Source organism: Haliea sp. E17, assembly GCF_048323675.1.
In the GTDB taxonomy this organism is placed as follows: Bacteria; Pseudomonadota; Gammaproteobacteria; order Pseudomonadales; family Halieaceae; genus Mangrovimicrobium.
Genome location: NZ_JBLWFK010000007.1, coordinates 186,868 through 209,241 on the forward strand (window position 1 = coordinate 186,868; position 22,374 = coordinate 209,241).

Below are 22,374 nucleotides of genomic sequence, written 5' to 3' on the forward strand. Positions count from 1 at the left end.
GACGTCTGACAGCCATAATAGTTTCTTCCGGAGTCCTTTTCCGTGTCGTTCCCCCGCATCACCTTATCCCCGCTCATCCTGCTGTGGGCGGCCTGTGCCGCGTCCGCCGGGGCGCTGGCTGAAGACCTTGCCCTTAGCGGCGCCTGGGTGCGGGCCCTGCCCCCCGGCCAGCCGATGACGGCAGCGTACCTGGATATCGAAAATACCGGCAGCGTGCCGGTTGTGGTGACTGGTGCGACGGTCGAGGGAGCGGGCAGGGCGGAAATACACGCCACCCGGATGGAGAATGGCCTCACCCGCATGGAACATTTGACTACACTGACAGTACAGCCCGGGCAGGTAGTCTCGCTGGCGCCCGGCGATATGCACCTGATGCTTTTCGACCTCGCCGGCATGCCGAGCCCGGGAGAGCGGCGCCGGTTGTGCCTGCAGTTTGGCGCCGGGGAAGAATTGTGTACGGATGCGATTGTCAGCAAGAGCGCGGCCGCCAGCGGCCACCAGCACCACTGATACCTACTGTCACCAGGAGACGGACAGCGAATGAATACAGCGAAAGAATTGGTCTCGGACTGGCGCGACACCCTGATCGAGAAACTCCCCGAGGGGCGACTGTTCCGCTGGGTGGCGCTGTTCGTTGTCTTGTACCTGTTGATTGCCATAGTGTTCGGCATGTACTGGAGTGTCAGCCCCGGTGGTTTTGATGTGCGGAAGAAGGCGGCTGATTATGCCGCCGAGGACGGGGGAGATGTGGTCACCGGTTCCGTCACCACCGCCGCCCTGCTGGGGGTGATGGAGACGCTGCTGCACAAACCCGGCGGCTACCTGCACAATGATCGTTTTCCCCCGGGACTGTGGCTCGACAACATGCCCAACTGGGAGTACGGCGCCCTGGTGCAGGTGCGCGACCTGTCCCGGGCGATGCGCGAATCCTTCAGCCGCTCCCAGTCACAATCCAAGGAGGACAAGGACCTGGCGGAGGCGGAGCCGCGCTACCATTTCGATTCCGACAGCTGGGTGCTGCCTTCCAGTGAATCGGAGTACGGCAAGGCGCAGGCCTTCACCCGGGCCTATTTCAAGCGCCTGTCCGACTCCAGCAACCCGGACGCCCAGTTCTATGCGCGGGCCGACAACCTCCGCTACTGGCTCTCCACTGTCAACACCCGGCTCGGCTCGCTGTCCCAGCGCCTCTCGGCCAGTGTCGGCCAGCGCCGCCTGAATACGGACCTTGCCGGTGAGCAGGGCGCCAGCCAGTCCACGCCGGCACCGGGCGAGATGATCGTGAAAACCCCGTGGACGGAAATCGACGATGTGTTTTTCGAGGCTCGCGGTACCACCTGGGCGCTGATTCACTTCCTCAAGGCGATGGAAGTCGACTTTGCCGATGTGCTGAAGCAGAAAAACGCGCTGGTCAGCCTGCAGCAGATCATCCGTGAACTGGAGGGTACCCAGGAGACGGTCTGGAGCCCGGTAGTGCTCAATGGCACCGGTTTTGGCCTGCTGGCCAACCACTCGCTGGTGATGGCGTCCTATATCAGCCGCGCCAACGCCGCGATCATCGACCTTCGCGACCTGCTGCAGCAGGGCTAGTCGGGGCTGGCGTAACGCAGGCGGGTGCCGGTGTCCAGCGACAGGCGGATCTCGGTCGCTGACAGTTCCTTGGGGAAGTAGGTGCCGGAGAGCTTGGCGTCCAGCAGGCTGGCGCCTTCCAGGTTGGTGTTGCGGAAGTCGATGCCGCTGAGGTCGGCGTTGCGGAAGTAGGAATCACTGAAATCCAGCCCGTCGGCGTTCATGTTGCGCAGGTCCCTGCCGCGATAGTCGCCGCTCTTCAGCTCGCTGGTATCCAGCTTGTGCCGCATTTCGTTGAAGCCCTTGATATCCTCGTTGCGCAGCAACTGGTACAGGGGGTCGGGCTTGATTACCGGCTTGCTCATCGGGGCACCTTCTGGATCATCATCACTGCAGCGCGGCATAGCTTACGCGCTGCGGCATTGCCGTGACAAGCGAGGGCGGTACCCGTCGCCCGGTGGTGGTTGCGGATAATTGAATAAGGGTGTCCTGAACAATGACAAGTATCCGCGGTTTCCTGCTCACCCGGCAGTGGCGCGATGGCCCGGGCGGGGTGGAGCTGGAATACTGGTTCAGCACCGAAAGCGGCCCCCTGTGTGTCACCGTGGACGATGCGCCGGCGGTATTTTTCCTGCCGCAGGCGGATCTTCCCCGGGCCCGCAGCCTGATCGGGAGCGAGGTCGGCGTCACTACCAGTCCCCTGCAGCTGCGCGATTTTCCCGGTAACCCGGTCTGCGGTATCTACTGCCAGAGCTACCGCCGGGCCCGCGCCCTGGCAGACCGCTTGCGCGAGGCCGGCTTTGACCCACTGGAAGCGGATATCAACCCGGCGGACCGTTACCTGATGGAGCGTTTCGTCTCTGGCGCTGCGCTGATCAGCGGGGAGCCCGAGTCGCGCGGCGGCTACCTGCGCCTGCACAATCCGCGGTTGCGCGGCTGCGACTACCGGCCGCAACTGAAAGTGGTGTCCGTTGATATCGAGACAGCGATGCACGAGTTGCAGCTGTTCTCGATTGCGGTGCACGGCGTGGCGGCGGACGGCGTGGAGACCCACCGGGTATTCATGCTCGGCGAAGGAGCCGGACAGGACTACGTGGCCGCGTACGGCAGCCAGGAGCAGGTAATGGAAGCCTTCCAGGACTGGCTGGCCGACTACGACCCCGACATTCTCATCGGCTGGAACGTGATCAACTTCGACTGCTGGTACCTGCAGCGGGTGGCCGAACGGAGCGGGCGCCGCTTGCTGCTGGGGCGCGACCGGCGGCCGGCCCAGTGGCGGGAGCTGGCGGACGGCGGCGAGCGCCGCGCGCTGCTGTGCCCCGGGCGACTGGTGCTGGACGGCATCGACCTGCTGCGCGCCGCCTTTTACAACTTCGAGAGTTTCTCCCTCAACAACGTGGCGGCGGTATTGCTCGGTGAGCGCAAGCTGATCGAGGGCGGCGATCGGGGCGAGGAGATCGGCCGCCTGTTTCGCGAGGACAAGAGCGCGCTGGCCGCCTATAACCTCAAGGACTGCGAGTTGGTCTCGGCGATCTTCGCCAAAACCGCCCTGCTGCAATTCGCCATCGCGCGCACCGCCATGACCGGCCTCAACATGGATCGCATGGGCGGCTCGGTGGCTTCCTTCGACAATCTCTACCTGCCGCGCCTGCATCGCGCGGGTTTTGTCGCGCCCAACGCCAGCAGCGCGCAGATCGCCAGCCCCGGCGGCTTTGTGCTCGATTCCCAACCGGGCATCTACGACAACGTGCTGGTGCTGGATTTCAAGAGCCTGTACCCGAGCATTATCCGCACCTTCTGCATCGACCCGCTGGGGCTGGCGCTGGCGGCGACGCTGGAGGAATCGGCGACGGTTCCCGGTTTTATCGGCGCGCGCTTTGCCCGCGAGGGCCACATCCTGCCGGGCCTGATCGAGCAACTCTGGCAACAGCGCGACCGGGCCAAGGCCCAGGGCGACGCCCCGCTGTCGCAGGCGATCAAGATCATCATGAACTCCTTCTACGGCGTACTGGGCTCTGCCGGTTGCCGTTTCTTCGATCCCCGGCTGGCCAGCTCCATCACCCGCCGCGGCCACGAAATCCTGCAGCGCACCCGCGACCGGATCGAGGCCGCCGGTCACCGGGTGATCTACGGCGATACCGATTCGGTTTTCGTCTGGGTGCAGTCGGCGGGCTCCAGCGAGGAGGCGGGCGCGGTGGGCAGGCAGCTGCAGGACGACCTGAACCGCTGGTGGCGGGAGACTGTACAGCGTGAGTTCGGCGTTCCCAGCGCCCTGGAGCTGGAGTTCGAGACCCACTACCGGCGCTTCCTGATGCCGACCGTGCGCGGCTCGGACAAGGGCAGCAAGAAACGCTATGCCGGCGTGGTCGGCGGCGAGGGCGGCGAGCGGCTGGTGTTCAAGGGCCTGGAAAACGTGCGCACCGACTGGACCCGGCTGGCGCGCGACTTCCAGGAGGAGCTCTACCGGCGCATTTTCCACGGGGAGCCCTACGCGGATTACCTCCGGCAGGTGGTTGCCGGGGTGCGCGCGGGGGAGCGCGACGCCGACCTGGTCTATCGCAAGCGGCTGCGTCGCCGGCTCGACGAGTACGAGCGCAACGTGCCGCCTCATGTGCAGGCGGCGCGGCGCTACGCGGAGCGGGACCTGCCGCCGCCCGCGCGGGGCGACTGGGTGGCCTACGTGATCACCAGCGCCGGGGCGGAGCCGGCGGCCCGGCCGCTGGCTCCGCTGGACTACGAGCACTACGTGGAACGCCAGCTGGAACCCGTGGCGGACGGCATCCTCGGCTTCCTCGGTACCTCGTTCAGGGAACTGGTGGACCGGCAGATCGGGTTGTTCTGAGGGCGGCCTCAGTTGCCGAAAAATTCCTCGCGCAGGGCGGCGTACTGCGCCGCCGGCAGGCGCGGCCCGTACTGGGACACCACGCGTCCCGCGGCCAGGCTGGCAAAACGGCCAGCGGTGGCGAAATCCTCGCCGCGCGACAGCGCGTAGAGGAACGCGCCGGCGAACATGTCGCCGGCGCCGTTGCTGTCCACAGCCAGCACCTTGTGCGGCGGAATTTCCGCCAGCGCCTGGCCGTCAAAGGTCAGCGCGCCGTCAGCGCCGCGGGTAATGACAAATTGCTTCGCGACCTGCTTCAACGCCTCCATGGCACTGTCGAGGTCCTCGCACTGGCCCCAGCCGAGCGCTTCGGCCTCGTTGCAGAACACCAGGTCGACGCCGCCGCCGAGCATTTCCTCGAGACCCTCGCGGAAAAACTGCACCATACCGGGATCGGAGAATGAGAGGCTGGTTTTGACCCCCTCGGCTTCGGCGATCTCCCGCGCCCGCACCGCCGCCGCGCGCCCGGTGGGAGAGGTGACCAGGTAGCCTTCCACGTAGAGATACTCGGATTCGGCGATCGCCCCGGGTACCAGCTGGTCCACGGACAGGGTCTCGCTGATGGCGAGGTTGGTGTTCATGCTGCGCTCGGCGTCGGGTGAAATCAGCACCAGGCATTTGCCGGTAACGCCGCTCTCCCGGCCATTGGTCAGGCAGTGGGTAACGCCTGCCGCTTCCAGGTCCGCCAGGTAGATGTTGCCGTCCTCGTCGTCGGCCACCTTGCAGGACATGAAGGTCGGGGCGCCGAACAGCGCGGTGGCGATCATCGAGTTGCCCGCGCTGCCGCCGCTGGCATGGGTGGCGGTGACCAGGTGGCCGCCGAGGTGGCTGAGCAGTTCCGCCTGCCGGTCGGCGTCCACCAGGGTCATCAGCCCCTTTTCCACGCCCATGCGTTCCAGCTCGGCGTCCTGTACCTTGATTTCGGTGTCGACCAGCGCCGCGCCGATCCCGTAAGCCATGTATTTCCTGATCATGCAGAGAGTCCTTTTGCCAAGGCCGGTATTATCCCGATTCACAGCGTGATTTGAACAGGCCTTGGTGTAAACTCGCTCACCATGAAGAAAACCCGAAACCTGCTGCTCAAACTGTTCATCGTCTGTCTCGTCATCGGCGCCGGCTACCTGGTCTACCTCGATGCGCGGATTACCACTACCTTCACCGACCGCATGTGGGAGCTGCCGGCGAAGGTTTACGCCCGGCCGCTGGAGCTGTTCGCCGGGGCCGAACTGCGCGCCGACGACCTCGCCTACGAACTGGAGATCCTCGGTTATCGCAAGGTGGGACACACCCGCAGCCCCGGGCAGGTGGCGCGCAATCACGGCCGCTTCGAGATCTACACCCGCGGTTTCGATTTCCCGGGTGAGCGCGAGCCGGTGCGCCGGGTCACGCTGGATATCAGCAATGACCGGGTGCGCTCGATCAGTGAAGGCGGTGCGGATGTCGACCTGATGCGCCTCGATCCGGCGCAGATCGGCGGTATCTATCCCACCCACGGCGAGGACCGGGTCCTGATCCAGCTCCAGGACGTGCCCGAGACCCTGGTGCAGGGCCTGTTCGCGGTGGAGGACCAGCGCTTCTACCAGCACTGGGGTTTTTCCATCACCGGCATCGGCCGCGCCGCGCTGAGCAACGTGATGTCCGGGCGGGTAGTCGCCGGGGGTAGCACCATCACCCAGCAGCTGGTCAAGAACTATTACCTGAGCCCGGAGCGCACCCTGGTGCGCAAGCTCAACGAAGTGTTGATGGCGGTCCTGCTGGAGCTGCACTACAGCAAGGAGCAGATCCTCGAGAGCTATATCAACGAGGTCTACCTCGGCCAGTCCGGCCCCCGGGCGATCCACGGTTTCGCGCTGGCCGCACGGCATTACTTCGATACCCCGCTGCAACAGCTGGGCCTGCACCAGCAGGCGCTGCTGGTGGGCATGATCAAGGGGCCCTCCCTCTACAACCCCCGGCGCCACCCCGAGCGCGCCCGCGAGCGGCGCAACGTGGTGCTCGACGCCATGGTGGCGGAGGGCGCGATCAGCGCCGATGAGGCCGCCGTCGCCAAGGCGATGCCGCTGGGCCTGAACAGCGCGCCGCGCATCCGCGATACCTTCCCGGCCTACCTCGACCTGGTGCGCCGGCAGCTGCGGCTGGAATACCGGGATGAAGACCTGACCTCGCTGGGACTGAGTATTTTCACCGCCTTCGACCCGTTGCTGCAGCACCAGCTCGAAGACAGTACCACCGCGGTCCTGGGCCAGTTGGACAAGAGCGGCGAATTGCAGGGCGCCGCGGTGGTGACCCGGGTGGACAGCGGCGAGGTGGCGGCGCTGGTCGGCGGCCGCAAGGTGAGCTACGCCGGCTTCAACCGGGCGCTGGACGCGAAACGGCCGGCGGGCTCCCTGCTCAAGCCGGCGGTCTACCTGGCGGCGCTGGAACGGCCGACCCACTATTCACTGGCCACGGTCATCCCGGACGAGGACTTCCAGGTGCGGCAGCCCAACGGCGATGTCTGGGCCCCGCAGAATTTCGATCGCCGGCCCCACGGCAACATCCTGCTCTACCAGGGCCTGACCAACTCCTACAACCTGGCGACAGCGAAGCTGGGCATGGAGCTCGGTATCGATTCTGTGGTCGATATGCTCAAGCGCCTGGGTATCACTACCTATATCCCCCCGGTGCCGGCAGTTACGCTGGGTGCCGGCGAATATTCGCCACTGGATATCGCCGCCATGTACCAGACCATCGCCGCCGGTGGCTTCCGCACGCCGCTGCGCACCATTCGCGATATCGTCGACGCCCGCGGCGAGCCCCTGCGCCGCTATCCCCTGGAGTACGACCGCACCGTCAGCCTACAGGCCATCAACCTGCTGCACTACGCGCTGCGCTCGGTGGTGCGCGACGGCACCGGCCGCGGTGTCTACAGCTACCTGCCGCAGGATTTCGACGTGGCCGGCAAGACCGGCACCACCAACGACGGGCGCGACTCCTGGTTTGCCGGTTTCTCCGGCGACCTGCTGACCGTGACCTGGATGGGGCGCGACGACAACGGCGGTACCGGGCTGACCGGCAGCACTGGCGCCCTCAAGCTCTGGGGGCATTTCATGGCCCGCGAGAGCCGCCGCCCGCTGGCCTACCGCATGCCCGACGGCATGGAAACTGAATGGATCGACAGCGAGAATGGCTACGTTACCGGCGAGGGCTGCCCCAACGCCCGGCTGATGCCTTTTATCAGCGGCTCGGAACCGCGCCAGCGCACCAATTGCTCGCCGCGCCGCAACGGGCTCTCGGACTGGTTCCAGTCGCTGTTCGGGAAGTGAAACCCCTCGCCCGCTGGCACACAGCGGGCGGCGGATAGGGTACACTGCGCGACCGCCATTTTATTCCGGAGAGATTCGTGCGCCTGTTTCGCCAGTTGCCCCTCGTTCTTCTGCTTGTCCTGCTGGGCGCCTGTAGTAGCGTGCCCCGCAGCACTCCGAGGATTGAAACCGGCCAGCCGACGACCGGCGGGACCAGCGCGCCGCAACCGGCCCCCACCACAGCGCCGGAACCCCGGCCCGGCCCGGCACCGCAACCGGAATTGCCGGACACCACCACCAGTGCCCACGACCGCCTGCTGGCCCAGGCCGAGGACGCCCGGGACCGCGGTCGCTACGACCAGGCCATGGCCTACCTCGAGCGGGCCCAGCGCATCGATCCGGACAACGCCGATATCTACCTCGATATGGCGATCACCTACACTGCGGCGGGCCGCCAGGACAAGGCGCGCACCATGGCCGAGCGGGGCCTGCTCTACTGCACCAGCAGCCGCCAGTGCAATGCGCTGCGCTCCTACCTGGATTGAGCGCCGGGATCAGCCGGCGGCATAGCAGTGCACCGCAAAGCCCGCGTCGCCGGGTTCGAAAACCAGCCGCTGGTTGATACAGCCGGGCATGTCCCCGGCCGAATGGCTGACGAAGATCACCCGGGTATCACTGTTGCCGGCGATGTGGTCCACCGCCCGCAGGATCAGCCGCCGATGGTAGTTGTCCAGGCCCAGGGTCGGCTCGTCCAGCAACAGGATGGCCGGGGATTTCACCATCGCCCGGGCCAGCAGCACCATGCGCTGCAGCCCGAAGGACAGCGCGTCGAAGCTCTCCCGCTGCAGGTCGGCGATGCCCAGCGCCTCCAGCCACTGCAGCGCCCGCTGGCGCTGCTGGTCGCCCCAGTCGTCGTAGAGGCCGATGGAGTCGAAGAAACCGGAGATCACCACTTCGAGGACTTTCATGCCGCGGGCGAAATTGAGGTGCAACTGGTTGTCCAACTGGCCGTATTTCTGCTTGATGTCCCAGATGCTCTCGCCGGAGCCGCGGCGCACGCCGAACAGGGTGATGTCCTGGCCGTAGGCCTTGTGGTTATCGCCGGTGATCAGCGACAGCAGCGTGCTCTTGCCGCAGCCGTTGGGGCCGGAAACGGCGCAGTGCTGGTCGCGCTGCAGGGTCCAGCTGACATCGCGCAGGACCTGGTGGTCGCCGTAGCTGACGTTGACCCCGTGTAATTCGAGCAGGGGGCCGGCATCCGGCAGGCTGTATTCCCGGGGCAGGGCCGGGGGCAGTGGCGCGAGTGCCGGCAGCGGCGGCTGCATCAGGGCAGTCACCCGCGGGTCGTCGAGGATGGCCTGCCGCGGGCCCTGGCACAGGACCTCGCCGTCCTCCAGTACCAGCAGGTGGCTGATACCCGCGGGCAGGTCCTCGAGTTGCCGGCAGAGGAAGAGCAGGTGCAGTTCGGACTGCAGCAACTCCTCGATAACCCGGCCCATTTCCGCCTGCGCGGCCAGGTCGAGACCGTCCAGCGGGCTGTCCAGGATGAGCAGTCCGGGTTCGCTGAGGATGGCGCGCAGCAGCAGCGTCTTGCGCATTTCCCCGGTGGAGATGTAGCGCAGCCCGCGCTCGAGGATGTGGCGGATGCCGAGGCGCTCGACCCAGTGCTCGAAGGTCGCGTCAGCCGGCGCGCCCTGCAGGATGGCGTTGCGCACCAGGGTGCCGGGGTCGCTGGCGTCGGCGCGGGTCTCCGAATCGTCGAGCTTGCGATCGCGCTCACAGAGCATTTTTGCCTGCTCGAAGCAGACGTAGGCGACGCCCTCGCATGCCAGCGCGGCGCCGCGCCGATACTCCCCCGAGAAGTGGCTGGCCTCGCCGCTGAGCACCCGCGCCAGGCTGGTCTTGCCGCTGCCGTTGGGGCCGATGCAGGCCCATTGCTGGCCCTGCAGGGGTGTCCAGTGCGCCACGTCCAGTACCGGCAGTGCACGGTAGGCGAGGTGGATGTCCTGCAGTTCCAATAGTGTATTGTCAGTCATGGGATCGGCGTTTCCTTTGCGCCCCGAACTTGAGTCGTGCTGCCGGGGCTGGCTTAATGCCAGCCTGAGTTGCGGGGAATAAATTTGTCTGAATTGCTCTTGAACCGGATTGAAAGCGCGCTGCCGCGCCTGCGGATTCGCAGGCCCTGGTTGCGTCGCTGGATGCGGCGATCCGCGGTAGCGATGGTCCTGCAGCTGCGCAATGGCGAGTTGCATATTCTAATGATTAAACGCGCGGAGCGGGAGGGCGACGTGTGGTCCGGCCATATGGCCTTTCCCGGCGGCCATCTCGACCCGGGCGACGACCACGGCTTCGCCGCGGCGGTGCGCGAAACCGAGGAGGAAACCGGCCTCACCCTGGGGCCGCAAGACCGCTGCCTCGGCAGGCTCTCTGACTTTCGCGCACGGCCCCGCCGGGGGCTGGGCATGGCGGTCAGTCCCTTCGTCTTCCTGCTGCAGCGCGAGGTGGAATTCACGCCGAACTACGAGGTGGCCGAGGTGGTCTGGGTACCGCTGGATTTCCTGCTCGACAACGGCAACCGGGAAGAACTGCTCTGGCTGGGGCGCTTGATGGGGATTCGCCTGCCCTGTTACTACTTTGGCGGGCGCTGTATCTGGGGCCTGTCGCTGCGCATGCTGGATGACCTGCTGGCGGTAGCGCAGCGGCCCTAGTCGCCGGCTTGCGGGTCCGGCGCTGGCGCGCCGCTGGCGCGCAGGAAGGCGCGGGTGTTGAGGCGCAGTTCGCGCAGCGCCGGGTTTTCCTGGCTGGCATCCTTCAGGGTCTGCACGTCCACCTCACCCGCGACAAAGGCGGCGACGATATCCAGCAGTACCGGCGTCATTTTCGGCGCGCGCTCCCAGCGCGGGCTGTCGACAAGCGGCCCGGTGACGTAGTCCTGTTCCCGTTTCAGCCAGTAGCCACCGCAGCTGGAGAGCAGGTAATCGCCGACCCGGCCATAGCTGATATTGGGGGTGGCGGGATCGAAGCCGCCCGGCACAGCGGCGTCGATGTGCTGCAGGGCCAGTACCCAGGACGAGCCCGGCGGGAAATCTTCCGCCGGCGGGCGGCAGTAGTCGCGGGCCTGCATCCAGACCCGCACTTCGGCGGGTGACAGCGCCCCGCGCAGGGTGCGGTCAACGGTGAAGTCCACCGAGTTGCCCTTGCTCGACAGGGCGGTGGCGCTGATCACGAGGTCCGCCTCGGCCTCGACCTCGGCGAAACTGCCCCGCCACAGGCATTCGCATTCCGCCCACGCAGGCTGGCAGAGCGATACGGTAAACAGCAGCAGCGGCAGGCAGCGCAACATGGCTTATTGCAGGGCTTTGGCGGCCTCGAGGGCGAAGTAGGTGAGGATGCCATCGCAACCCGCCCGCTTGAAGGCCATCAGGGATTCCAGCATGACCGCCTCCCGGGACAGCCAGCCGCGCTCGAAGGCAGCCTGGTGCATGGCGTACTCGCCGCTCACCTGGTAGGCAAAGGTGGGCGCCTTGAGTTCGTCCTTCACCCGGCGCACCACGTCGAGGTAGGGCATACCCGGCTTGACCATGATCATGTCCGCGCCCTCGGCGAGGTCGAGGGCGCACTCGTGGAGTGCCTCGTCGCTGTTGCCCGGGTCCATCTGGTAGCTGGACTTGTCGCCGCCCTTGAGGTTGCCGGCGCTGCCGACAGCGTCGCGGAAGGGGCCGTAGTAGGCGGAGGCGTACTTGGCGGAGTAGGCCATGATCAGGGTGTTGATGTGGGCGGCGGATTCCAGTGCACCGCGAATAGCGCCGATGCGGCCGTCCATCATGTCCGAGGGGGCGACGATGTCGGCACCGGCCTCCGCGTGGGACAGCGCCTGGTTCACCAGTACCTCGGTAGTGATGTCGTTGAGCACATAGCCGCTGTCGTCGATGATGCCGTCCTGGCCGTGGGTGGTGAACGGGTCGAGGGCGACATCGGTCATAACGCCGAGATCGGGCAGGGCGTCCTTGAGGGCCCTCACCGCCCGCTGGGCGAGGCCGTCCGGGTTCCAGGACTCCTCCGCGTGCAGGGATTTTTTCTCCCCGCCGACCACCGGAAACAGGGCGATGGCCGGAACGCCCAGGCTCGCCAGTTCCCGCGCCTGCGCGACCAGCAGGTCAATACTGAGGCGCTCGATACCCGGCATCGAGGGGATGGCCTCGCGCGTACTGCTGCCTTCCAGCACGAACACCGGGAAAATGAAGTCCACCGGGCTGAGCTGGTTCTCGCGTACCAGGCGGCGGGCGAAATCGTTGGCGCGCAGGCGGCGCATGCGGGTAACCGGGAAGGGGCCGCGCTGGCTGTTAAAACTCATTGGGTGTCTCCCGCAATTTGCTTGAAGGCCTGCCGGGCCGCCTCGACGGTCGCCGCGATGTCGTCGTCGCTGTGCGCGGAGGACAGGAAACCGGCTTCATAGGAGGCGGGCGCGAGATACACCCCGGCCTCGAGCATCAGGTGGAAGAAGCGGTTGAAGCGGGCGGTGTCGCAGGCCATCACCTGGGCATAGTTGTGGATGGCGTCCTCGGCGGTGAAAAAGCCGCCGAACATGCTGCCCGCGTGATTGGTGGTAAACGGTACCCCGGCATCCCGGGCGGCGCTCTCCAGTCCCTCGCACAGTTTTGTGGTCTGCTCGAATACCGGCGCGTAGAAGCCGGGGGCGGAGATGATGTCCAGGGTCGCCAGGCCCGCCGCCATGGCGATGGGGTTGCCGGAGAGCGTGCCCGCCTGGTAGACCGGTCCCAGCGGGGCGATCTGCTCCATGATCTCGCGCTTGCCGCCAAAGGCGCCCACCGGCATGCCGCCGCCGATGACCTTGCCCAGGGTGGTCAGGTCCGCCTCAATGCCGTAGTAGCCCTGGGCGCCCTGCAGGCCGAAGCGGAAACCGGTCATGACCTCGTCGAGGATCAGTACCGCGCCGTGTGCGGTGCAGACCTCGCGCAGGGTCTCGAGGAAGCCCGGCAGGGGCGGGATGCAGTTCATGTTGCCGGCGACCGGCTCGACGATGACGCAGGCGATGCGTTCGCCGTGTTCGGCGAAGGCCGCGCGCACGCCCTCGGCGTCGTTGTAGGTCAGGGTCAGGGTGTGGTCCGCCAGCGCCGCGGGAACCCCCGGGGAACTGGGCACGCCGAGGGTCAGGGCGCCGGAGCCGGCCTTCACCAGCAGCGAATCGGAGTGGCCGTGGTAGCAGCCCTCGAACTTGACGATGGTATCCCGGCCGGTGAAGCCGCGGGCCAGGCGGATCGCGCTCATGGTCGCCTCGGTGCCGGAGTTGACCATGCGCACCAGGTCCATGTTCGGCATGATTTCGCAGATGCGGTCTGCCAGCTCGATTTCCAGTTCGGTGGGGGCGCCGAAGCTGAGGCCCTTTTCGCTCTGGCGGATCACCGCCTCGCGCACCGCGGGGTGGTTGTGGCCCATCAGCATGGGGCCCCAGGACAGCACATAGTCGATATAGCGCTTGCCCTCGCTGTCGAAGACATAGGGGCCATCGCTGCGCTCGATGAAGACCGGCGTGCCGCCCACCGCCTTGAAGGCGCGCACCGGTGAGTTCACTCCGCCGGGGATATGCTGCCGCGCGCGTTCGAAAAGCTGTGCTGAGGTACTCATGGGGTGGCTGCTCCGCTGCTGCGTTGGAAATCGGTTCGGGGGTGGCAAATTATCCGGTCTGGGCGCGGGAATATCCAGTTCCTAGAACGGCTTGAGCACCGCCAGCATGACCATGGCAAACAGGAACAGTACTGGTACCTCGTTGAAAAAACGGTAGTAGCGCGTGCTGTGCCGGTCCCGGCCCTCGACCGCCGCACGGACATAGCGGCCGCACTGGAAATGATAGGCGACAAGAAACGCCATGCCCGCCATCTTCGCCCAGAACCAGCCCGCGTGCAGGTAGTAGCCGGGGTTGGTGCTGAGCATGCCGATACCGAGCAGTATCACCAGCACCATGAAGGGCGTGACGAAACGGTACAGGCGGCGCGCCATCTGCGCCAGTTGCTCGCGGGTCGCGTCGTGGCTGGCGCCGGCGTAATTGACCAGCAGGCGCGGCAGGTAAAACAGGCCGGAAAACCAGCAGACGACAAAGATGATGTGCAGTGCTTTCATCCACAGCATGGATTATTCCTCGGAATGAAGCCGGCCCAGGGTGAACCTGTCGATGTTCTCCCGGGTTACGACGCCGTGCAGTACGGGTTGCCTGGAGCGCCGGCTGCGCTCGAACACGCAGGCCGCTTCTACCGTGTGGCGATTGATGCTGTCCAGGGTCTGGCGCAGGGTCGCCTGCAGCGGCACCCGGGTCATGGTCCAGCGGCGGATACCCGAGTCGGTGATGTCGGCGTCCTCGTTTTCGCTGGCGGACAGCCAGTCCAGCAGCTCGTCGCCGTGGACCAGGTAGAGGTCCTCGCGCTCCTTGCTGACCAGGCACCACTGGGGCCGGAATTCGAGCAGGGTGACGCGGTCCTCGGCCCCGACCACGGTGGGGACCCGCACTACCCGGGTGTCCATGATCGAACCCACGTGGGTGCGGTGCAGGAGCTGGTTCAGCGGGTCGTCGGGTATCAGGCGCTGCAGTTGCCGCAGGATGGTCTGGTGCAGGGAACGCTGGCCGAAGATGCCACCGCTGGTCAGGGTGGCGGCGACGATCACCAGCATGGCGGGCATGCTGAGACCGATCGAGCGGGTCAGTTCAATCACGGCGAGCAGGGCCGCCAGTGGTGCATTGAGGACGGCGCCCATGGTCGCGGCCATACCAAGGACCACATAAAGAGTCGGGTCGGAGGCGTAAGCGGGCATCAGGTTGAAGCCGATCATCCCGAAGGCCCCACCCAGGCAACCGCCGATCAGCAGGTTGGGGCCGATGACGCCCACTGGGATACCCATGCCGGCAGTTATTGCCGTGGCGACGAGTTTGGCAGCGGCCAGCGCCAGCAACAGGCCCAGGGTCAGTTGGCCCGCGAGAGCGAGGTTCAGGCTGTCATAGCCGACGCCGAGCACCTGCGGCACCACCAGGGCGAGTGCGCCGGAGATGCAGCCGGCCACGGAAAAACGCAGGATGATGTTGTAGCGCGAGAGCTGGGCGGTGCGTTTGCTGATCTGGATGAAGGCGACAACGGCCATGCCGCAGGTGATGCCGAGCAGGATGATGTAGGGAATCTCCCACAGGGAGCTAAGTTCCAGCGGCGGCATGTCAAAGGCGGTGCCGCTGGGGTCGAAGGTGCGCTTGATCGCCGCCGCAGTTACCGCGGCCAGGATCACCGGGATGAAGCCGGCCACCGTGTATTCGGCGACGATGACTTCCATGGCGAAGATCACGCCGGCCAGCGGTGTGCTGAAGGCCGCGGAGATGCTGCCGGCAGTCCCGCAGGCTATCAGCATCCGCAGGCTGTTGTTGGGCAGTGACAGGCGCTGCCCGAGCAGGCTGTTGACAGCACTGCCCAGGTGTACGCCGGGACCTTCGCGGCCGCCGGACTGGCCGGTGGCGAGGGCGAAGGCGCCGGCCACGAATTGCACCAGTGCATTGCGCGCCGGCAGCACGCCGTAACTGCTGTGCATCCGGCTCAGCACATGGACGATCCCGGTCTCGCGGTCCTCTGCCTTGAGCAGGTAGAACACGATGCCGAGGGCCAGCGCCCCGCCGGCGGGCAGGATGAAACGCCACATTGGGGGCAGGGCTTCGAAGTTGTCGCCGTGGTCGCCGACGCCGAACAGTGCCGCGAGGTAGACGATGGCCTCCTCGAAGGCAATGATCACCGCGCCCGAGGCGAGGCCGCCGACCACGCCGAGCAGGGCGTAGGCGATGACCGAGTCATAGCGAGTGAGGTAGTTGCGGTACTGGCTGATCAGTCTCTGCACGGTGACACTTGGGTAGGTTCGTGCAGTCAATATTAACAGTTAATCGGCCGCTGAATGCCTTTATACTACCCCGCCCATGCCCCTGCATGGGGTAAGTGTATTCAGAGAACAAGGTGAGCAACATGATCAAGGTTGGCATTGTCGGAGGGACGGGATACGCAGGCGTGGAATTGCTGCGCCTGTTGGCGGCGCATCCGGAGGTGGAGGTGACGGCCATTACCTCGCGCTCCGAAGCCGGCCGCCGCGTCGACGAGCTCTACCCCAACCTGCGCGGCCACTACGACCTGGCCTTTAGCGACACCGACGAAAAACTGCTGGCGTCCTGCGATGTGGTGTTCTTCTCCACGCCCCACGCGGTCGCCATGGAGACCGTGCCGGCCCTGCTGGCGGCGGGCACCCGGGTGATCGACCTGTCTGCGGACTACCGCGTCCGCGACCCCGAGGTCTTCGCGAAGTGGTACGGGGTGCCGCATACCAGTCCCGAACTGCTGCAGACTGCGGTATACGGCCTGCCGGAAATCAACCGCGCGCGGATTGCCGGCGCGCAGTTGGTGGCCTGCCCGGGCTGCTACCCGACCTCCATCCTGCTGGGCCTGATGCCCCTGCTGCAGCGCGGCCTGGTGGATACCCAGCACCTGATCGCCAGCGCGGCGTCGGGTGCCAGCGGCGCCGGGCGCCAGGCCAAGGTGGATAACCTGCTGACCGAGGTCTACGGCAGCTTCAAGGCCTACGGGGTGGCCGGCCACCGCCACCTGCCGGAAATCGAGCAGGAAATGGCCGAGATGGTCGGCCACGCGGTGCAGCTGACCTTCGTGCCGCACCTGCTGCCGATGAGCCGCGGCATTCACGCCACGCTGTTCGCCAACCTCACCGATTCCCGCGAGGACCTGCAGGACCTGTTCGAGGAGTGCTATGCCGACGAGCCTTTCGTCGATGTACTGCCCGCCGGCGTATTTCCGCAGACCCGCACCGTCAGCGGCGCCAACCAGTGCCGGATCTCGGTCCAGGTGCCCCAGGAGCGCGATACGGTGGTGGTCATGTCGGTGATCGACAACCTGGTCAAGGGCGCTTCAGGCCAGGGTATCCAGAACATGAACATCATGTTTGGCCTGCCGGAGACCACTGGGCTCCAGCAGGTTGGCCTGATGCCCTGAGGCGCCCGGTGTGCTAGCCCGCATCAGCCAGTTTGTGGTCGACCAGGTTCCCCAGCGGTCCCTGCGCCTGCTGTTGCTGACCAGCGGGCTGGTCGCCATGTTACTGCTCGCCGGCGCGTTCTATCTCGGGGAGCAGGCCGCCTACAGTGGCCTGGGCATCGACCCCGAGCGCTATCACGCACTCGAGGACGAGGTGCCGCTGCTGCAGGAGCGCATTGCCGGACTGGAGTCCGAACTCAACATGGAGCGCACCCGCGCGTCGGTGGATGCCGGAGCGCTGGAGATGGTGCGCAAGGATCTCGCCTCACAGCAGGAGGAGATCGCCTCCCTGGAGGAGGGCCTGCGCTTCTACCGCAGCCTGATGAGCCCCGGGGAAATAGCCCAGGGCCTCAGCCTGCGACCCCTCGAGCTGGTAGCCATGGAAGGTGACGGGCAGTATGCCTATCGCATTGTGGCGCAGCAGGAAGCCCGCAAGCACGCCATGTTGAATGGCCGCTTGAAGGTGGAGATACTCGGCATGCAGGACGGGGAGGAAATCGGCTATCCGCTGTCCGCGCTGAGCGCGGATGTCGAGGGAGAGACCATCGCGCTCAATTTCCGCTATTTCCAGTCGATCGAAGGAACCCTGACCCTGCCCGGGGGTTTTGCGCCCACCGCGGTCAGCGTGGAAGCGAGCGCCAGTCAGCCGCGCGCTATGGAGAGTCGGGAAATTTTCCCCTGGGCCCCCAAGGACAAATTCTCCAACGTGGGTCTCTAGGCCGGGGCGCCCGGTCGCAGGATAAAGTTGACTGATTTACTCGGGTTTAAGATAATTGGCATCCATGTGTAGTTTAATGGCCCGGTATACGGGTCTCGAGTAGGCAAAATGTCTGTCGCTGAATCATTCAACCCAAGCAGCATCAACCTGACGGCCAACGCCGTTCGCAAGGTGCGCCAGCTGGTGACTGAAGAGGAAAATGAGTCGCTGAAACTGCGGGTGTATATCACCGGCGGTGGCTGCTCCGGTTTCCAGTACGGCTTCAGTTTCGAGGAAGAGGCCGCCGAGGACGACGCCGTTATTGAAAACGGCGGAGTCACAATGCTGGTCGACCCGATGAGCTACCAGTACCTGGTGGGCTCTGAAGTGGATTACACCGAGGGCCTGGAAGGCTCCCGCTTCGTGATCAACAACCCCAACGCCACCACAACCTGTGGTTGCGGCGCTTCCTTCTCAATCTGAGAACATACCGGGGTAGATCGCCCCGAGGACCCGCTCACCTTTCGCTCCCGTGACTATCGGCGCATTGCCGGGCAGGCCGCCCAGGCGGCGCTGCGCCAGCCAGGCGAAGGCCGCCGCTTCCACCCAGTCGGGGTGAATCCCCAGCGCGTCGGTGTCGCCCACCGCGCGCGGTGCCAGCAATCTCGCCAGGCGCCCCATCAGGTCCCGGTTGTGGGCACCGCCGCCGCAGATGTAGATCTCATCCACTGGCACAGCAGCCTGCAGGATCGGCGCGGCGATGCTGGCGGCGGTGAACTCGCAGAGGGTCGCCTGCACGTCCTGCGCCGCAGTGGCCGGGCTGGCGCCGAGGATCGCATCCAGCCAGGCCAGGTTGAACGCTTCCTTGCCGGTGCTGCGGGGGCCGCTGCGTTGCAGGTAGGGGTGTTGCAGCAATACCCGCAGGAGACCCGGGTCGACGCGCCCGGACGCGGCCCACTGGCCGTCCCGGTCAAAGTGCTGGCCCCGGTGGCGGGCGATCCAGTGATCCATGAGGGTGTTGCCGGGCCCGGAGTCGAAACCGGCGATCAGGCGCGCCCCGTCCAGCAGGCTGATGTTGGCAATGCCGCCGATGTTGACGATTGCCCGGCGTGTGTCCGGGGCAGCGAAGGCGTGGGCGTGAAAGGCGGGCGCCAGCGGGGCGCCTTCGCCACCGGCGGCCATGTCGCGGCGCCGGAAATCGGCTACCGTGGTGATGCCGGTGAGTTCGGCGATGCTGTTGGGGTCGCCGATCTGCAGGGTGAAGCTGGTTTCCGGGGCATGGCCGCCCGAGGCGGGGCGATGGCGGATGGTCTGGCCGTGGCTGCCGATCGCGGTGACCTCGGGGGCAGTGACGCCTGCGGCCGCGATCAGCTGATTGGCGGCAGTACCCAGCAACTGGCCCAGCTGGCGGTCGAGAATTCCCATACGCTCGATTTCGCGGTCGCCGCTGTGGCTGATCGCCGCGATCTCTTCGCGAATCGCTTCGGGGATCGGGTATTCCCGGCTGTGCAGGAGCTGCACCCGGTGGTCGATTTCCACCAGGGCACAGTCGATTGCATCAACGCTGGTACCCGACAACAGGCCGATAAACAGCCCGCGCGGTTCTGTGATCATCCGCGGTTTTCGGGCTTTTCGTGCATTGCCAGCCGCGTGTTCTCTTCTCCGCGGGCCGCCGCCAGCATGGACGAGGTCTCGGCGATGGCAGCGTGGAATGCGGCGAGTTCCGCGGCGGGCAGGGTCTTGGTTTTGGGCAGGTATTTATGGATGGTGCGCGGGTTGCGGTGCACTCCATTCATGAGGAATTCGTAGTGCAGGTGGGGGCCGGAAGCCAGGCCGGTAGAGCCCACGGTGCCAATGACGTCACCCTGGCTGACCTTCTGGCCCACGCTGGCCTTGCGCTTGTTCAGGTGCAGGTACTTGGTTTCGAACTGGTCGCCATGCTTGATGAAGACATAGTTGCCGTTGGCGCTGGAGTAGCCGGCCTTGATGACCTTGCCGTCGCCCGCGGCATATACCGGTGTGCCGGTGGGGGCGGCGTAGTCCGTGCCGCGGTGGGGGCGCACGGTGCCGAGTACCGGGTGCAGGCGCTTGGGATTGAAATTCGAGCTGATACGGGTGAAGTCGACCGGGGCCAGCAGGAAGGCGCGGCGCATGCTCATGCCGTCTTCATTGTAGTAGCCGGTGTCGCCCGCGCTGTCGGTGTAGCGGTAGGCGGTGTAGGTCTTGCCCTGGTTGGTGTAGGAGGCCGCCAGGATGGCGCCGTCGGAGTATTTCTCGCCGTCCAGCCAAGCCTGCTCCAGCACCACTTCCACGGTATCGCCCTTGCGCGGGTCGCCGACAAAGTCGATGACGCCACCAAAAATGTTGGCCATGTCCATAATGGTATTGACCGACAGGCCTGCATCTATCCCCGCGGTGTACAGGGAGGACCTGATTTCACCTGCCGCGCTGACGCGGCGGATCTCCGGCTCGCGGGTGGTGACTTCGCGTACGAAACCCTCCTCTTTCCAGGTGTACTGGATGGTTTCCAGGGGGTTCTTTTCGTAGCGCACGGCCAGCAGTTGGCCGTCGTCACTGCCCTGGAAGGCAATGGTCTGGCCGGGGTAGATCCGGGTGAGTTCGTTGCCGTCCGGGGAGCTGGTGACGTTGTAGACGTCCTGCATGTTGTAGCCGGCACGCTTGAAGATGAGGGACAGGTTATCCCCGGAGCGCACGGTCTCCTCATCCCAATGATTCTCCCGTGCCACTTCGGCTTTCGGCGCGGCCGCTTCCAGGGGAATGTTCGCCATCAGCGGCACCCTGGGTGCCGTGTTGGCCTGGGAGTAGGGGTTGAGCAGGGCTTCGATATCCGCCGGGTTGATGGGCTCGGCGGTATTGGTGTTCTGCAGGTTGACTACGGCGACAAGGCCGGCGAGCAGGGCTGCGCCCACCGCGATATGCCCTTTGACCAGGTTGATCTGGCTGAGGGGTAAAGCAATGGCGCGTGACTGATTTTGGCGAAGCGCGGTGGCCCCCCGCGGTCTGTTCGCTGCAGGCATGTCCCGTATAAATCCACTTATAGTCGTTTTTCAGTATATATAAGATTCAATCCGTGCCAAACAAAACTTTGCAGTAAGTTTGATTTTCCGGGGTGGTATTGTAAGGTTGGCGGCCCCGGTAGAACCGGGTTTCGAACCTCCTTCTTTATATGCGAGATCACCCCATGAGCAGCGCACTCCTAGCGGACCTTCGTGCCCGAGAACTCATCTTCCAGATCGCCGGTGAAGCCGAGCTTCCTGCCTGGCTGGACGGGGGATGCAGGACGCTGTATTGCGGTTTCGATCCCACGGCTGACAGCCTGCATATCGGTTCCCTGGTGCCACTGCTGATGCTGCGTCGTTTCCAGCAGGCGGGACACAAGCCGCTGGCCCTGGTCGGCGGCGCCACCGGCCTGATTGGCGACCCCAGTTTCAAGGCCCAGGAGCGGCAGCTGAATACGCCCGACGTGGTGGCGGGCTGGGTGGACAAGATCCGCGCCCAGGTCTCCCAGTTTATTGATTTCGATGCAGGCGCGGCGTCCGCCGAGGTGGTCAATAACCTCGATTGGACCGCCAATATGGATGTGCTCACTTTCCTCCGCGATGTCGGCAAGCACTTTTCCGTGAATGCCATGATCCAGAAGGAGTCGGTGAAGCAGCGCATCGAGCGCGAGGGCAGTGGCATCAGCTACACCGAATTCACCTACATGATCCTGCAGTCCTACGATTTTGCCGAACTCAACAAGCGCTACGGCTGCAGCCTGCAGTTGGGCGGCTCGGACCAGTGGGGCAATATTACCGGCGGTATAGACCTGACGCGCCGGCTCTATGGCAACCAGGTGTTCGGGCTGACCATGCCCCTGGTAACCAAGGCGGATGGCACCAAGTTCGGCAAGACCGAGTCCGGAACCATCTGGCTGGACGCAAGCAAGACCTCGCCCTACGCCTTTTACCAGTTCTGGCTGGGGTGTGCCGATGCGGATGTGTACCGTTTCCTCCGCTACTTTACCTTCCTTGACGTCGCTGCGATCGGGGAGATCCAGCGGGCGGATACCGAGCGCGCCGGTCGGCCCGAGGCCCAGGGCATCCTGGCGGAAGAAGTTACCCGGCTGGTCCACGGTGAAGCGGGGCTGGCGGCCGCCAGGCGTATTACCGAGGCCCTGTTCAGTGGTAGCGCCGATGCGCTGTCCGAGTCCGATTTTGGCCAGTTGCGACAGGATGGCCTGCCTTCGAGTACCCTTGCGCGCGGCGATTTCCCGGAAACACTGACCCAGTTGTTCAGTGATGCTGGTCTCGCCCCCTCTGGCAAGCAGGTAAAAGATGCGCTCGGGCGCAATGCGGTGGTGATCAATGGGCGCGCCATCGGTATGGAGAGTAATGCGGATGTCGCCGCCTGCTTCGATTCGGCGCAGGCCGCCTTTGGTCGTTTCTACCTGGTACGGCTGGGCAAGAAGAAGTACCACCTGTTCGAGGTCGCCTGATTTCTGGTCCGCCCACCCTGGAGTCGAGGGAAAAATGACCGATTCAGGGGTGTCCGGATCATTATTTAAACACCCCTGAAAATTATTTCAAAAAAGGGCTTGCGCGCCATGATTCCCGTACGTATAGTTCGCGTCCCTTCACCGGGAGAGGTGCTCAACCCAAGGGTCGACACCGGGAAGTTTCCCAAAAGCTATCAATAGCTTAGCGGGCAAACCCCAGAGTTCCGGAGAGGTGGAAACGGCAGCAAAAAGTTAAAAATTTTTGTTGCCAACCGGGAAGCGCTCTGTATAATACGCCTCCTCGCTGAAGGGACAACCCGGAAGCAAAACCCAAAGCCAGCGCGCTGCGGGAGCTGATTAACAAGTTGACG

At 65.1% G+C, this 22,374-nt stretch carries 20 protein-coding genes; 10 read left to right on the top strand and 10 right to left on the bottom strand.

The genetic code is table 11. From position 1 onward, the window contains the following. The first annotated feature begins 42 nt into the window (after positions 1-42). Together ACNKU3_RS18555 and ACNKU3_RS18560 are read left to right on the top strand one after the other, a co-directional pair. Positions 43-510, top strand: coding sequence for a copper chaperone PCu(A)C (locus ACNKU3_RS18555; protein ID WP_418261053.1), 468 nt, complete (start codon positions 43-45; stop codon positions 508-510). A 30-nt stretch (positions 511-540) separates the two neighbouring features. Continuing rightward, positions 541-1,587 (top strand): DUF2333 family protein, encoded by a 1,047-nt coding sequence (locus ACNKU3_RS18560; protein ID WP_418261054.1) that lies wholly within the window; start codon positions 541-543, stop codon positions 1,585-1,587. Here ACNKU3_RS18560 and ACNKU3_RS18565 read toward each other — a convergent pair. Beyond that, positions 1,584-1,931, bottom strand: coding sequence for a pentapeptide repeat-containing protein (locus tag ACNKU3_RS18565; RefSeq protein ID WP_418261055.1), 348 nt, complete (start codon positions 1,929-1,931; stop codon positions 1,584-1,586). The genes ACNKU3_RS18560 and ACNKU3_RS18565 overlap by 4 nt on opposite strands. 131 nt (positions 1,932-2,062) lie before the next feature. Between ACNKU3_RS18565 and ACNKU3_RS18570 the strand changes: the two genes are divergently transcribed. Next, positions 2,063-4,408: a DNA polymerase II gene (locus ACNKU3_RS18570; RefSeq protein ID WP_418261056.1), complete on the top strand. Its 2,346-nt coding sequence runs from the start codon at positions 2,063-2,065 to the stop codon at positions 4,406-4,408. Positions 4,409-4,416: 8 nt separating this feature from the next. Here the strand turns inward: ACNKU3_RS18570 and ACNKU3_RS18575 are convergent, their stop codons facing one another. Beyond that, the gene (locus tag ACNKU3_RS18575) at positions 4,417-5,421 is read right to left on the bottom strand and encodes an adenosine kinase (RefSeq protein ID WP_418261057.1); all 1,005 of its coding nucleotides are present in this window, start codon (positions 5,419-5,421) and stop codon (positions 4,417-4,419) included. A gap of 81 nt (positions 5,422-5,502) precedes the next feature. On the opposite strand from ACNKU3_RS18575, the gene mrcB reads away from it, so the two are divergent. Both mrcB and ACNKU3_RS18585 read left to right on the top strand, forming a co-directional pair. Next, positions 5,503-7,752, top strand: a complete 2,250-nt coding sequence (gene mrcB, locus ACNKU3_RS18580) for a penicillin-binding protein 1B (RefSeq protein WP_418261058.1) — start codon at positions 5,503-5,505, stop codon at positions 7,750-7,752. 77 nt (positions 7,753-7,829) lie between these two features. Beyond that, positions 7,830-8,276: a tetratricopeptide repeat protein gene (locus ACNKU3_RS18585; protein ID WP_418261059.1), complete on the top strand. Its 447-nt coding sequence runs from the start codon at positions 7,830-7,832 to the stop codon at positions 8,274-8,276. A gap of 9 nt (positions 8,277-8,285) precedes the next feature. On the opposite strand, the gene ACNKU3_RS18590 is transcribed toward ACNKU3_RS18585, so the two are convergent. Continuing rightward, the gene (locus tag ACNKU3_RS18590; protein WP_418261060.1) at positions 8,286-9,767 is read right to left on the bottom strand and encodes an ATP-binding cassette domain-containing protein; all 1,482 of its coding nucleotides are present in this window, start codon (positions 9,765-9,767) and stop codon (positions 8,286-8,288) included. An 84-nt stretch (positions 9,768-9,851) separates the two neighbouring features. Between ACNKU3_RS18590 and ACNKU3_RS18595 the strand changes: the two genes are divergently transcribed. Next, positions 9,852-10,439, top strand: a complete 588-nt coding sequence (locus ACNKU3_RS18595; RefSeq protein ID WP_418261061.1) for an NUDIX hydrolase — start codon at positions 9,852-9,854, stop codon at positions 10,437-10,439. On the opposite strand, the gene ACNKU3_RS18600 is transcribed toward ACNKU3_RS18595, so the two are convergent. The 5 genes from ACNKU3_RS18600 to ACNKU3_RS18620 all read right to left on the bottom strand — a co-directional run bounded on the left by ACNKU3_RS18600 (position 10,436) and on the right by ACNKU3_RS18620 (position 15,615). Continuing rightward, positions 10,436-11,074: a delta-aminolevulinic acid dehydratase gene (locus tag ACNKU3_RS18600; protein ID WP_418261062.1), complete on the bottom strand. Its 639-nt coding sequence runs from the start codon at positions 11,072-11,074 to the stop codon at positions 10,436-10,438. The genes ACNKU3_RS18595 and ACNKU3_RS18600 overlap by 4 nt on opposite strands. A 3-nt stretch (positions 11,075-11,077) precedes the next feature. Beyond that, complete coding sequence (gene hemB, locus ACNKU3_RS18605; protein ID WP_418261063.1) at positions 11,078-12,085, bottom strand: porphobilinogen synthase; 1,008 nt, start codon at positions 12,083-12,085, stop codon at positions 11,078-11,080. Beyond that, positions 12,082-13,377, bottom strand: a complete 1,296-nt coding sequence (hemL, locus tag ACNKU3_RS18610; RefSeq protein WP_418261064.1) for a glutamate-1-semialdehyde 2,1-aminomutase — start codon at positions 13,375-13,377, stop codon at positions 12,082-12,084. The genes hemB and hemL overlap by 4 nt, the downstream gene beginning before the upstream one ends. Before the next feature lie 81 nt (positions 13,378-13,458). Continuing rightward, the gene (locus tag ACNKU3_RS18615; protein WP_418261065.1) at positions 13,459-13,878 is read right to left on the bottom strand and encodes a CopD family protein; all 420 of its coding nucleotides are present in this window, start codon (positions 13,876-13,878) and stop codon (positions 13,459-13,461) included. A 3-nt stretch (positions 13,879-13,881) separates the two neighbouring features. Continuing rightward, positions 13,882-15,615: a chloride channel protein gene (locus ACNKU3_RS18620; protein ID WP_418261066.1), complete on the bottom strand. Its 1,734-nt coding sequence runs from the start codon at positions 15,613-15,615 to the stop codon at positions 13,882-13,884. Between the two features lie 122 nt (positions 15,616-15,737). Between ACNKU3_RS18620 and argC the strand changes: the two genes are divergently transcribed. The 3 genes from argC (at position 15,738) to erpA (ending at position 17,988) form a co-directional block, all read left to right on the top strand. Then, positions 15,738-16,769: an N-acetyl-gamma-glutamyl-phosphate reductase gene (gene argC, locus ACNKU3_RS18625; protein ID WP_418261067.1), complete on the top strand. Its 1,032-nt coding sequence runs from the start codon at positions 15,738-15,740 to the stop codon at positions 16,767-16,769. 10 nt (positions 16,770-16,779) lie between these two features. Continuing rightward, entirely contained in the window at positions 16,780-17,526 is a 747-nt protein-coding gene (locus tag ACNKU3_RS18630) for a DUF6776 family protein (protein WP_418261068.1), read from the top strand. A gap of 108 nt (positions 17,527-17,634) precedes the next feature. Further along, the gene (gene erpA / locus ACNKU3_RS18635; protein ID WP_418261069.1) at positions 17,635-17,988 is read left to right on the top strand and encodes an iron-sulfur cluster insertion protein ErpA; all 354 of its coding nucleotides are present in this window, start codon (positions 17,635-17,637) and stop codon (positions 17,986-17,988) included. Here erpA and ACNKU3_RS18640 read toward each other — a convergent pair. After that, positions 17,980-19,116, bottom strand: a complete 1,137-nt coding sequence (locus tag ACNKU3_RS18640) for an anhydro-N-acetylmuramic acid kinase (RefSeq protein WP_418261074.1) — start codon at positions 19,114-19,116, stop codon at positions 17,980-17,982. The two genes, erpA and ACNKU3_RS18640, sit on opposite strands and share 9 nt — an antisense overlap. Continuing rightward, the gene (locus tag ACNKU3_RS18645; protein ID WP_418261070.1) at positions 19,116-20,435 is read right to left on the bottom strand and encodes a peptidoglycan DD-metalloendopeptidase family protein; all 1,320 of its coding nucleotides are present in this window, start codon (positions 20,433-20,435) and stop codon (positions 19,116-19,118) included. Before ACNKU3_RS18645 ends, ACNKU3_RS18640 begins: the two co-directional genes overlap by 1 nt. A gap of 272 nt (positions 20,436-20,707) precedes the next feature. On the opposite strand from ACNKU3_RS18645, the gene tyrS reads away from it, so the two are divergent. Beyond that, positions 20,708-22,003, top strand: coding sequence for a tyrosine--tRNA ligase (gene tyrS, locus ACNKU3_RS18650; RefSeq protein ID WP_418261071.1), 1,296 nt, complete (start codon positions 20,708-20,710; stop codon positions 22,001-22,003). Positions 22,004-22,374: the final 371 nt, after the last annotated feature.

Excerpts from the sequence above, each read along its gene's own strand:
- ACNKU3_RS18560 (WP_418261054.1), top strand. The coding sequence starts at position 541 with ATGAATACAGCGAAAGAATTGGTCTCGGACTGGCGCGACACCCTGATC.
- ACNKU3_RS18565 (WP_418261055.1), bottom strand. The coding sequence starts at position 1,931 with ATGAGCAAGCCGGTAATCAAGCCCGACCCCCTGTACCAGTTGCTGCGC.
- ACNKU3_RS18570 (WP_418261056.1), top strand. The coding sequence starts at position 2,063 with ATGACAAGTATCCGCGGTTTCCTGCTCACCCGGCAGTGGCGCGATGGC.
- ACNKU3_RS18575 (WP_418261057.1), bottom strand. The coding sequence starts at position 5,421 with ATGATCAGGAAATACATGGCTTACGGGATCGGCGCGGCGCTGGTCGAC.
- mrcB (WP_418261058.1), top strand. The coding sequence starts at position 5,503 with ATGAAGAAAACCCGAAACCTGCTGCTCAAACTGTTCATCGTCTGTCTC.
- ACNKU3_RS18590 (WP_418261060.1), bottom strand. The coding sequence starts at position 9,767 with ATGACTGACAATACACTATTGGAACTGCAGGACATCCACCTCGCCTAC.
- ACNKU3_RS18600 (WP_418261062.1), bottom strand. The coding sequence starts at position 11,074 with ATGTTGCGCTGCCTGCCGCTGCTGCTGTTTACCGTATCGCTCTGCCAG.
- hemB (WP_418261063.1), bottom strand. The coding sequence starts at position 12,085 with ATGAGTTTTAACAGCCAGCGCGGCCCCTTCCCGGTTACCCGCATGCGC.
- hemL (WP_418261064.1), bottom strand. The coding sequence starts at position 13,377 with ATGAGTACCTCAGCACAGCTTTTCGAACGCGCGCGGCAGCATATCCCC.
- ACNKU3_RS18615 (WP_418261065.1), bottom strand. The coding sequence starts at position 13,878 with ATGCTGTGGATGAAAGCACTGCACATCATCTTTGTCGTCTGCTGGTTT.
- argC (WP_418261067.1), top strand. The coding sequence starts at position 15,738 with ATGATCAAGGTTGGCATTGTCGGAGGGACGGGATACGCAGGCGTGGAA.
- erpA (WP_418261069.1), top strand. The coding sequence starts at position 17,635 with ATGTCTGTCGCTGAATCATTCAACCCAAGCAGCATCAACCTGACGGCC.
- tyrS (WP_418261071.1), top strand. The coding sequence starts at position 20,708 with ATGAGCAGCGCACTCCTAGCGGACCTTCGTGCCCGAGAACTCATCTTC.